Origin of the sequence: Streptomyces sp. SID3343 (assembly GCF_009865215.1) — a bacterium.
GTDB lineage: Bacteria > Actinomycetota > Actinomycetes > Streptomycetales > Streptomycetaceae > Embleya.
This window is the reverse complement of sequence record NZ_WWJX01000099.1, coordinates 20107-31755: the sequence shown is the minus strand read 5'-3', so window position 1 is coordinate 31755 and position 11649 is coordinate 20107. Positions and strand designations below refer to the sequence as shown.

At 72.6% G+C, this 11649-nt stretch carries 10 protein-coding genes; 9 read left to right on the top strand and 1 reads right to left on the bottom strand.

The window, feature by feature from the left end:
• Positions 1-4: 4 nt before the first annotated feature.
• Positions 5-571 carry a DUF6431 domain-containing protein gene (locus GT354_RS03180; protein WP_346011827.1) on the bottom strand — a complete coding sequence of 189 codons (567 nt, stop codon included), beginning with the start codon at positions 569-571 and terminating at the stop codon, positions 5-7.
• A 315-nt stretch (positions 572-886) separates the two neighbouring features.
• On the opposite strand from GT354_RS03180, the gene GT354_RS03175 reads away from it, so the two are divergent.
• The 9 genes from GT354_RS03175 (at position 887) to GT354_RS03135 (ending at position 11618) form a co-directional block, all read left to right on the top strand.
• Positions 887-2191, top strand: a complete 1305-nt coding sequence (locus tag GT354_RS03175; RefSeq protein WP_161354611.1) for a hypothetical protein — start codon at positions 887-889, stop codon at positions 2189-2191.
• A gap of 22 nt (positions 2192-2213) precedes the next feature.
• Positions 2214-3437 carry a hypothetical protein gene (locus GT354_RS03170; protein WP_161354610.1) on the top strand — a complete coding sequence of 408 codons (1224 nt, stop codon included), beginning with the start codon at positions 2214-2216 and terminating at the stop codon, positions 3435-3437.
• Positions 3438-3758: 321 nt separating this feature from the next.
• Positions 3759-3953 carry a hypothetical protein gene (locus tag GT354_RS03165; RefSeq protein WP_161354609.1) on the top strand — a complete coding sequence of 65 codons (195 nt, stop codon included), beginning with the start codon at positions 3759-3761 and terminating at the stop codon, positions 3951-3953.
• Positions 3954-4266: 313 nt separating this feature from the next.
• Complete coding sequence (locus GT354_RS03160; protein ID WP_161354615.1) at positions 4267-5997, top strand: type IV secretory system conjugative DNA transfer family protein; 1731 nt, start codon at positions 4267-4269, stop codon at positions 5995-5997.
• A complete protein-coding gene (locus GT354_RS03155; RefSeq protein ID WP_237534330.1) occupies positions 5994-6929 on the top strand; it encodes a hypothetical protein in 936 nt (311 codons plus the stop codon). The genes GT354_RS03160 and GT354_RS03155 overlap by 4 nt, the downstream gene beginning before the upstream one ends.
• Complete coding sequence (locus GT354_RS03150; protein WP_161354608.1) at positions 6926-8038, top strand: DNA cytosine methyltransferase; 1113 nt, start codon at positions 6926-6928, stop codon at positions 8036-8038. Before GT354_RS03155 ends, GT354_RS03150 begins: the two co-directional genes overlap by 4 nt.
• Before the next feature lie 109 nt (positions 8039-8147).
• Entirely contained in the window at positions 8148-9353 is a 1206-nt protein-coding gene (locus GT354_RS03145) for a hypothetical protein (protein WP_161354607.1), read from the top strand.
• 42 nt (positions 9354-9395) lie between these two features.
• Positions 9396-10550 (top strand): hypothetical protein, encoded by a 1155-nt coding sequence (locus tag GT354_RS03140; RefSeq protein ID WP_161354606.1) that lies wholly within the window; start codon positions 9396-9398, stop codon positions 10548-10550.
• A gap of 63 nt (positions 10551-10613) precedes the next feature.
• A complete protein-coding gene (locus tag GT354_RS03135; protein WP_161354605.1) occupies positions 10614-11618 on the top strand; it encodes a hypothetical protein in 1005 nt (334 codons plus the stop codon).
• The last annotated feature ends 31 nt before the right edge of the window (positions 11619-11649 follow it).

Genomic DNA, 11649 nt, shown 5'->3' with positions numbered 1-11649 from the left:
CGGCTCAGCCCGCCGGAGACCGTGCCAGCAGCCGGCCGCGTGTCAGGACGGCGATCCGCGGCCACAGGCCGCGGTCGCCGGCGCCCAGGCGGCGGCTGACGGCCAACGCGGCGGCAATCAGGGCCTCGACGGCGTGGGCGAGCGGGTTGACCCGGTCCAGGGTCGGCAAGGCGGACGGGTCGAGCGCAACGACGGCCCGGACACCGATGGTCCACAGCTCATGGGCGGACTGCCGGGCTCGGCGCAGCCAGCCGCGCACGGTGCTCTCCGGGGCGCCGAGCTCGGCTGCGAGTGGCCGGTGACCGCGCCCGCGCGCCGCGCCCATGAGGGCCTGGCCGACGAAGCGGACCGTGTAGGCCCGGCCCGACAGCAGGCGGGCGTCGAGCACGACGTGCGTGGCCGGGCAGGCGGTGCACCGGGCGCGGTCCGGACGCACTGTCAGCAGCTCGCCGCCGAGGTCCCGCACGGTCCGGGCCCTGGCTCGGCCCCACGGCCGCAGCGCGCCGCCGCAGTCCGGGCAGCGCAGCATCCGACGGCCCAGCGCGAGCCGGGCCGCCACCGCGTCGAACACCTCGATCAAGGTCCATCCCGTCCGGCTCCGGCCCGGCCACACCACCCGGGAAGGGGCAGCCGGTGTTGCACCCTGACCGCCAACCGGCCGTCAGCGCAAGCCGACCGGGACGACCACGGGAACCGGCACCGAGCCGACGCGTCCGGGCCGATGCCCGGGGTCCACCTCGGTCGTCACGCCGGTCGGCAAGGTGCCGCCCCAAACGAACCGGAACCACCCGCCCACCATCGGCACGCTCAACGCCCCAGCCGCGCCCGCGACATCGGCATCTTGAGAGTCGCCCAACAGACCCCCGGACCCGAGGAGGACATCCCCATGCCAGCCCCGCTGCAGTTCCCGTTGTCGCGGACCGAGTACGACCGCAAGGTTCGGTGGGGTCGGGTGGCATTCGATCCCGACCCGGCAATCCTGATCCGCCGCGACGAGAGCGGGCGGCTCCTCGCCGAAGGCGGGAACTGGACGTCATGCGATCTGCTCGCACGGGCGGGTTTCACCGAGACTGGGCAATCCACCCGGGAACGGCGCGAGTATGCCCTCGCAGACCCGTACATCAACGAGGCCGGCGCGTGTGCCCTGGCGGTGGGCGCGCTCACCGTCGCGGACTATCCGGTGACCGTGGACCCGGCCCTGTTCGCGGAACCGATCGACCTCCTGGGGCGCCTCCCCACACCGGCCCTGCTCGGGGCCGTCGCCGGCCTCCCGGCCCACCGGAGCCCCGGCATGATCGACAACCTCACCCACATCCTCCTCGATCCGCGCGTCGGAGCCCTCCAACGCGTGCGCCTGGCCCTGGACACCCTCGCCGCGCGAGCGGGCGACCGGGACGACGCCACCACGGCGGGACACCTGTCGCGGGCGCCGAAGACGGTGGCCACCGCGGCGCACCTGCGGCGGGCGGCGCACGCGCTGGCCACGGCGGTGGACGCCCACTCGGATCACCAGCCCGGCGCACCCCTCCCCGCCGCGTCGCCGACCCCCGCCCCGCGGATCGCCGCCGGCGGCGCGGAGCGGCCGGTCACGACCCTGCGCGACGACGGCGGCCTGATCGTCGCGGAGAACGTCCCCCGAGGGGCGGGCGCCCATCTCGAATGGGCGGGTTTCGGGGAATCGGCGTTTGTCCCCAGACACCAACTCCCGTTGGGCGGCGCGGAATGGTTCGTCCAGGAGCGCTGCATCCGCGCGGTGCGCGCGCTCGCCGCCGCCGGATACCCCGTCGTCGTCGAAACCCCGCTGCTCGCCTCGCCCACCTCCGTCCTGGGCCCCTGGTCCACACCCGACGTCGCCGACGTCGTGGATCGACTCACCGACCGCGCGGACCCCGCCGACGCCCCGGCGCTCGCCCACTGCCTCCTCGGCCGCGACGGTCTGGTGCAACGCGTCCACGAACACCTGGACAACCTCGCCGCGGGCCTGGCCCGTCACGGCGCCCTCACCCGCGCGGAACACGTCGTCCTCGTCGCGACCCTGGTGGGCTCCGCGCTCACCGACACCCCCACACCCCCCGCCGGCGCCGTGACGGCCGCCGCCCGCACCCGCACCCGCCGGTCGACCAAACCCTCCACCCCGCCCGCGCCGCCCGCGACGGTAACGCCGCCCGCCGCGCCGGCACCGCGTCGTTGACCGCCGAGACGGAGCCCACCGCGTGATTCCCGACATCACCCTGCACCCCGACGCCCACACCGTCCTCACCCGTTTGTGCGCCGGCGCCTTCGACGACCCCGCCACCGCGCCCCGCCTGATCCACGCCGTCGCCGGCGGCGCGTCCCCCGGCGGCCGGACGACCCGCGACCGCATCCTCGCGACGGCCGCCCCACTCGACCGCAATCCCGGCACCGCCCACTACCGCCACGCCCGCGCGGTCCTGGACGGCGAACGCGTGTGGCAGTGCGCCCTGAACGCGGACACCGCCGGCCGTGTCCTCCTCGACAGCGAATGGTGCTGGATCGCCGAACAGGTCGCCTCCGCAGCCGACTTCGGCCCGAACCCCTCCTACGGGGCCCGCTGGCTCGCGATCCGCACCCACCCCGCCGGCATCCACATCGTCGCCGCCCTCCCACGCCAGGACGGCCGCCCCCTGGACCCGGGCACCGTGACACACGCCGCCGAACACGTGGCCCGCGACATCGGCGAGCGACTGTGGCGACAACGCATGCTCGAACCGCTGCCCGAGCACCACCCCGCGCACCACACCGACCCGGCCTCGACCGTGGTCCTGCGACGCCACGCCGCCGGTGGGGTCACCGCCGAGGGCGGCGACCTCTTCACGGGCGAACTACTGGAACGCGCCGGCTTCCTCCACCGGTCCGAAGGCCGGTGGATCACCCGCCTGGACCTGGCGCCCACATTCGAGGCGGACCAGGCGCTGCACGCGGCCAGGATGCTCCGCGCCACCGGATACGGCGTCCACCTCGACCCGGGCGTGCCCAGCGACGACACCCGGCGCCCGAACGGACCCGCGAACCGCTACCTCGCCGCGCACCCCCGACCGGCGGTGACGCCCCGGCCCACGACCGACCGGGGAGCCGCAGTACCCGACGCGTCGATCGCCGACCCCGAAGGCGGCGCCCTCGACGGGCTCCGCCACTCCCTGTCCACGGCGGGCGCCCGGTGCCGCGACAACCTCGACGGAGACCGCGCCGACACCCTCGCCGCCCGCCTCGACGCCGCCGCCCACCACATCGACCGGGCGCTGCGCGAACTGACCGACGTCACCGCGCCCTCCTCGGATCCGCCCACCCTCCCGGCCGTCGCCGCCCGCACCCGCACCACCACCGGAAGCGGAGGGAAACGCCCGGCAGACCCCGACTTGCACGGAAGCCCCCCGTGTTCGGCCCCGGTTGCCGCGCACCCCCGGCGGGCGCGATGACCTTCCCCACCCCCGCGACCTCGAGAAACATCGCCCCGCAGCCCACGGTCGCTACGCGCCGCGCCCGCCCCATCGCATCGAGGACGCCGTGTACTACCGCCCCTGCCCCTGCTCACCCGCCTCGAACCCGACCACGACCTCGGGCGGGCCGAACGCCGCATCGACGACCTCACCGAGCAGCTCGGCTACCGCGTCACCGCCGAGGACGTCGCCGACACGACCGCCGAGGTCGCCGCCGCCCTCGACAGCGTCACCGCGTTCACCCGCTGCCTCGGCACGTGGGCCCGACAGCGCCTGGGCGACACCGCATACGCCGCAGACTTGGCATCGGCGGCCGAACTCGTGGACCGGGCGTCCACCGTGATCAACCGCGACCCCGCCCGGGCGCCCACACCCGGCGTCGGTCCGACCATGATCCTCGCCGCCACCACCCGCACCACGACTCCGACGACCCCCCAGGCCACCACGCCCGCTCGCCAGGACCCGTTCGAGCCGCGCTCCCGCCACACACGCTGACCCCGTTCACGGGCGGCACCGGACACACGCAACGTCCGCCCGCGCCGCCGCACGTACTCGCCCCGCGAACACGCCCGGGCCCGTCACGCCGGTGCCGTCGGTGACGACCGATCCCACCGGCGCGGTCCAACGCACCCGCCAATTCCCTTCGCCCGCCGCAGCCGCCTCCCGCGACAACCCCGGTCGAGGCACCGGCACCGGCATCCCCCGCCCGCCTCGTGGCGATCCCCCCCGCAAGGAAGCCCCACTCTTGTCGTCTCCCCGCGCATCCACACCCTCCGCCACCCCCGGCACCGACGCCGCGCTGTACGCGATGCTCGGCGCCGCCGCCCTCGCCGCCGGCGGCGGAACCCTCGCCTGGACAGTCAGCAATACCGCGAACTCCCTTGCCGGAAGAGGGCCGTGGGCGCCGTACGCGCCGATGACCGCGTTGCTGCACCCGGGCCGAATATGGCCCGCGCTGCCGCACCCGGTCCTGATGACCACGTGCTACGTCATCCCCGCGGTCCTCCTCGCCGTCGCCGCCGTGATCGGCCTCAAACTCCGGGCCAGGTTCAAGAGCGGCGGCGCCGGACTGGCCGGGCGACGCGAGCTGGAGATGCTCCTGCCCAAGGAGATCACCACCAAGGCCAAGTCGCTGCGGCCGTCTCTGAAGAACGTACCGACGAAGGACATCGACCCCGACGATCGCGGGATCCTGCTGGGCACCCTCGCCCCCGGTTCCCACGAGGTGCGCTCCTCCTGGGAGGACGTGCTCCTCGCCATCATGGCACCCCGATCGGGCAAGACCAGCGGGCTGGCGATCCCCGCCGTCCTGCGCGCGCCCGGCCCCGTCCTGCTGACCTCGAACAAAGCCGCCGGCGACGCCTACACCACGTGCCTGCAGGCCCGTTCCGTGCAGGGGAAGGTGTGGACGCTCGACCCCCAGCAGATCGCGCACGCCCGGCAGGACATGTGGTGGGACATTCTCGGCGACGCGCGCGACCTCGCCGGCGCCCGCCGCCTCGCCGGCCACTTCGTGTCGGCCAGCGTGGACGAAGGCAACCAGGGCGACTTCTGGAGCACCGCCGCGGCCAACACGTTGACCGCGTTGTTCCTCGCCGCGTCCCGGGACGGCAGGCCGATCACCGACGTCCTGGCGTGGCTGGCCAGCCCCGCCGACCGGACCCCCGTCGACGTGCTCCAGGACCACCGACTGGACGCGGTCGCGGCCCAGTTGCAGGGCACCGTGTCCGGCGCGGTCGAAACCCGGGACGGGATCTTCGAGACGGCACGCCAGTACGCCGCCTGCCTCCTCGACCCGGGCATCGCGGCATGGGTCACGCCCCGCGCGGACCTGGACCAGTTCCGGCCCGCCGACTTCGCGACCGGCACCGACACCCTGTTCCTGCTCAGCAAGGACGGCGGAGGCAGCGCTGGGGCGATCATCGCCGCCGCGGCCGACGGCGTCATGCGCGCGGCCGTTGCCCAGGCCGAACGCGCCGGCGGACGCCTGGACCCCCCGATGCTCGCGATCCTCGACGAAGCCGCCAACGTCTGCAAGATCTCGGACCTGCCCGACCTGTACTCGCACCTGGGATCGCGCGGCGTCATCCCGATCACGATCCTGCAGTCCTACCGCCAGGGCGTGCGGGTCTGGGGCGAGGCCGGCATGGACGCCCTGTGGTCGGCCGCCACCATCAAACTTATCGGCTCCGGCATCGACGACGCGGACTTCGCCGACAAACTCAGCAGGCTCGTCGGGGACCACGACGTCCAGACCGTGTCCCACTCCACGTCGGAGTCCGGTCGCTCCACCAGCACCAGCATGCGCCAGGAACGCATCCTGCCCACCGACGCGATCCGCGCCCTGCCCAAGGGCAAGACACTGCTCCTGGCCACCGGCATCCGCGCCGGTCTGCTCGACCTCGCGCCCTGGTACAAGGAACCCTCGGCCAAGGCCATCGGTGTCGACTCCGCCCGCGCGACCGCCGCGATCACCGAGCGGGCACTCGCCAAGCACACCGCGTCCCTGGACCGCGACGACTTCGAGCAGGCCGCATGACCCCCTACGCGGGGAAGCCCGCCCATCGAATTCTCAGTCTTGGCGCCGGGGTTCAGAGCACGACCTGCCTGCTCCTTTCCGCCCGGGGACACCTCCCCGAACTCGACTTCGCGATATTCGCCGACACCGGGTGGGAAAGCGCGTCGGTGTATGAGCATCTTGATCGCATCGAGCGGGAAATTGCGGAGCCCGCCGGGATCCCGATCCTGCGCGTGTCGTCCGGAAACATCAGAGCGGACGCGCTCGACCCTTCCCACAGGTTTGCGTCGATGCCTCTCCATATCAAGAATATCGACGGAAAGCCCGGCCTGACGAGGCGTCAGTGCACCTCGGAATACAAATTGAAACCGATCAAGCAGCAGGTCAGAGAGCTGCTCGGATATCCGCATCCGATACGGGTGCCGCGTGGGGTTTTCGTCGAGCAGTGGATCGGGATCTCGGTCGACGAAATCCATCGGGCCAAGGACTCCGGCATCGGATACATGCGCAACAGACACCCCCTGATCGACCTCGGATACACACGCGCGGACTGCCAACGAATCCTGCGCGCGAACGGGTTCGGGGAGACTCCGAAATCCGCCTGTCTCGGCTGTCCATTTCATGGAAATCAGCAATGGCGAGCCTTGCGGGACGAATCCCCCGAGGAATGGGAAGACGTCGTCGAATTCGACGCCGCCATCCGCTCGGGCAACGCGAGGGCCACCGCCGAGGGCAGCCCGCTGCTGGGTCAGGCGTATCTGCACCGGTCCTTGCTGCCGCTGTCGATCGCCCCGATCGACCGGGTCACCGGACACGAGTGGCGCTCCCGACAGGGTGACGTGTTCGACGCGGTCGCCGACGCCGAACTCGAATCCGGCGACACGGACGGCTGCTCGCCGTGGACCTGCCGATCCGGCACGCCCGTTCAGTCCGACTACGGGAAGGCCGCATGATCCTGGACCTGTTTGCCGGACCCGGTGGCTGGAGCCAAGCACTGCGCGACCTCGGCGTCCTCGACATGGGCCTGGAATGGGACCCCGCCGCGTGCGCGACGAGGGTGGCGGCCGGTCACGGCACCCTGCGCGTCGACATCGCCGCCCAGCCCACCGCCCCGTTCGCCGGCTGGGTGCACGGCCTGATCGCCAGCCCACCCTGCCAGGCATGGAGCACCGCAGGTAAACGCCTCGGCCTTCTCGACCAACCCCTGGTGCACCAGGCGGTCGCCGACCTCGCGCGCGGCATCGACGACCGGGCGCGACTGCTGACCGCGTGCCGAGACAAAAGGAGCCTGCTCGCCGCCGAGCCCATGCGCTACCTGCGCGCCCTGCACATCCACGGCGGACATCCCGAATGGGTCTGCATGGAGGAGGTGCCCGACGTGTTGCCCCTGTGGCGCCAGTACGCACAGATCCTACGATCCTGGGGATTCTCCGTCTGGGCGGGCCTTTTGAACGCCGCGGACTACGGAGTGCCCCAGACCCGCAAACGCGCGATCCTCCTCGCCTCCCGCGTACGCGTCGCCACCCCACCCGACCCGACCCACGCCGAACACCCGGAACCACCCGGGCTTTTCGGCCCGAGCCGCCCCGAGTGGGTGTCGATGGCCCAGGCGTTGGGCTGGGACTGGTCGGGGACGGTCAACACCCGGGGCCGGCGCAAGGGGAGCGGCGGCAACGAGTTCAGCGTCGAACAGCCTTCGTGGGCTCTGACCGGCACCGCCCGGAGTTGGGTGTTGCGCTCCAACTCCCAGGCCCACGCCGCGGTGCGGGGGCTCCACGAGCCGGCTCCGACGTTGTTCTTCGGCCACCGCGCGAACGAGTCCCGCTGGGCTCCCGCCCCGGAGCGACGGCGCGAACTCGCCGTCGAGCCCCACGACCCCAGGATGCGGCTCACCGTGGCCCAGGCAAGCCTGCTGCAGGCGTTTCCCGCCGACTATCCGTGGCAGGGCGGCCGGAGCCGACAGTTCGAGCAGATCGGGAACGCGGTTCCCCCTGCGTTGGCGAAGCAACTTCTGGCCCCGCACGTGGGCCACACACGCGAGGACTTCGACCTCGCGGCGTGACCCCGAATCCCGTCCACAGCCTGTGGACGACGCATGGCCCTCATCCACCCACACCCGCCGATCCTCGCCCACCGCGCCATCCGGTGCCCACACCCACACCCGGAGACCCGTGTTCGCCGCTTTGATCACCCGCCGATCCGCCACCGACCTTCTGACACGCCACGACGACCCGAACGACAACCCGACGGTGATCCACGACGCGGCCCGCACCACGCCTTCCCACGGCCACCCCTACGACGCCGCCTCACTCGCCGACGCCCTCGACCGGCCGTACCTCCTGCGCGAGCGGCGCCAAGCCCAGAGTGGAACCAACGCCGTGTGGTGCGTGATGATCGGCGGAGCCCGCGACGGCACGTCGCTCGCCGACGACGAGTGGGCCGCGATCTCCCTGCGGATCGCGACCGCCGCCGGATTCACGCCCACCAAGGATCGGCCGGGCGCCCGCTGGGCCGCGCTGCGGTATCCGTCGAGGATGACGGGGCTGCTGGTCGCCTCCACCGTCGGACACGACGGCCGACCCGTGCGCGTGGACGGCGAGGCGATCACCGCCGCCTGCGACGGGGTGCGCCGGGAAATCGAACTGCAGGACTCGGTGTTGCCCGGGCCCTTCGACCGCCCCGACTCGTCAACCCTGGTGTCCATCCGGGACCACATGTCCGGCGTCGCCCACGCCTGGGGCGGCGACGACCTCGCCGGACTCCTCCTCAAGCGGGCCGGCTTCCGATTCGTCCAGCCGGACGCGGCACCCGGCCGGTGGCGCACGCCGTACGGCATCGACCAGGCCAACCGCGCCCACCTGACGACGGAGGCCGTCGCCATGCTGCGCGCCGCCCACTACGACGTCGACTTCGACGACGAACTGTTCGTGCGCCCCGACGTGGAACCGCCGGCCCACCCCATGTCGGACCCCATCCGCGACGCCGGCGAACTCCTCTACTTCTGCAACACCGCCGAAGAGGGCGCAGCCCTCGCCGACCAGGTCCTGGGCCAGGGCGGCGTACTCGACCGCGTCCACGAGTTCACCCACTCGCTCACCGCGTGGGCCGACTACCGCCTCGACGCGGGAGACCTCGCCGCCCGCCTGAACACCGCCACCGACACGATCTTCGCCGTCATGGCCGACATGCTTCCCATCCCCGACGAAGTCCGCGCACACCCGCTGGACCCGGACACCCCACCGGAGTTCCACACCCGCCGCGCCACCGCCGCGAAGTCCACCACCGCCGCCTTTGCGGCGGCAACCACGCCGACGCCCCAGGCACCCGCTCCACACCGGCTCGCATCCCCGTCACCGGGCATCACACCCGCCCGCTGATCCCCTCGAACAATCCCCGAAGCACCACGACCAAGGAGACGCATGTTCGCCGACATCAGCCCCCGATGGGCCGCCGACGTCTTCCCCGACGACAGGCCCTGGACCGCGCCGATCCTCATCCACGGCAACGACCGAACCCCCTGGGAACCGAACCACCGCGCCGTCCGCAGCATCGCCGACCACCTCGACGAGCCCGCGCTGCGCCACGGCCTCGGCTTGTCGACGCCCGTGGCGAGCGTCTGGCACATCACCATCGCCGGCATCCCCGACATCGCGGACCTCGACGACACCGAATGCACCGCGATCAGCAAAGACATTGCGGTCGCCGCCGGCATCCGGAACGGGGGACACGCCACCACCCGCTGGGTGGCCGCACGCTCCCACCAAACCCAGACCCTCCATGTGATCGCCTCCGCGATCGGCGACAACGGCGAACCATTCGCCGTCGATCGCGACAACGTCCACCGTGCCTGCCGCGGGATCGAGCAGCACATCCACGCCCAGAACCACGCGCCCTTGGACCGCACCGGCGCCGAAGAACTCGACGATGGGGCCGTCGTCATCCGCGACACCCCGTCGCTGGGCGTCGCCCACACCGTGGGCGCCGACCACCTCGCCGAACTCCTGCTGAAGAAAGCCGGGTTCCGACCCCACGACCTGGGAAGCGGATTCCAGGCATGGCGCACCCCCTACGGCGCGGGATCCGAGCAGCGCGCCCACATCGCCAGCACGGCCCTCGACCTCCTGAACGCCGTCGGCTACCACGTCAGCATCCAGACGTCCCTGCTCACCCGGCCCATGCCCGACTACGACATCGGCCGCGCCGAGCGGCGCATCGCCGACCTCACCGAGCAACTCGGCTTCTGCTCCCATGCCGAGGACATCGCGGAGATCACCGCCGAGGTCGACGCCGCCCTCCACCAGACCATCGAATTCACCCGAGCGCTGGGCACCTGGGCCGACCGCCACCTCGGTGACAGCGCCTACATCACGCGCCTCGCCGAGGCCGCGACCCTGCTCGACCAGGCCGCCGCCGTCATCAACCGCGACCCCGCCGAAGCGCCCGAGCCCCGCCCCGTCCACATGGTCACCCGAGCCGCAACCGCCCGCACCACCACCCGCCCCGCCTCGGTCGCCACGCCCACGCCCCCCACGCCGCCACCCCCCGCAGGGCCGCAGCCCCGCCACACCCGCTGACCGTTGCCCCGACCCGACCCGACCCGACCCACCAGCCGCCGGACCGCCATCCTTGGAGCCTGCGTGTACGTCACGACCCACCGCTTCCACACCGACGTCCGCGACACCCTCGCCGAGATCTACGGCCCCAACCGCCAACCGTTGTGGCCCGCCCTGGTCCACGCCGCCACCGGCAGACCGACCCCGGACGCCGACTCCCTCGCCGAAACCCTGAACACCCTCGCCCGCGACCTCGACGTCCACCTGACCGCCCGCGCGTCCCACGTCGGGTCGCGGGTCCGGCCGCCGGTCTGGCGCGCCAGTCTGTGGCAGGCACCGGGCAGTCGCCGCTTCACCGACGCCGAATGGACCTTCACGGCCCGCCGGATCGTCGCCGCCGCCGGAATCGACGACCCCGCGCGGGGCCCCGGATGCCCCTGGATCGCGGTGCGCGATCGCGCGACCGAACGCCTCCACCTGATCGCGCCGGCCGCGCGCCGCGACGGCAGCAAACCCGACCTCCTCGGCAGCGATAGACGTGTCGTCGACGAAGCCGCGAGCATCAGGCGCGAGGTCGAAGCCCAAAACGACCTTCCCCGGCTGGAGGCGCCCGCAGACTTCACGTACGACCCCGAGCGCACGGTGTTCCTGCGCAGCCACGCGCCCGGCGTCGTCACCGCCGAAGGCGGCGACATGCACGCCCGCACGACTCTGGTGGGCGCGGGCTTCGGACACGAATTCAGCGGCGACGAGCGCTGGATGCGGACCCCCTACGGCATGGGCGATCCCGCGCTGGGCGAGTGCGCCGCCACGGTAGGACGTGAACTCATGCGCAGGAGCTACCGCGTCGAACTCGACGAGCGACTCTTCCACGCCGTGTATCCCGTGCGAGGTCTCGAACGACGCCATGCCGTGTCTGCCCGCGTACGTGCCGCCGCCCTCGTCAACCGCGACCCCGCCGAAGCACCCGATCCCCGCCCGACCCACGTGGTCACCCGAGCCGCCACCACTCGGACCGGACCGACCACCACCTCCGTAGCCTCGGCACCGCCGCCGCCTGCGGGGCCGCAGCCCCGCCACACCCGTTGACCACTCGCCGCCCTGGACTCCGCCGGCATAG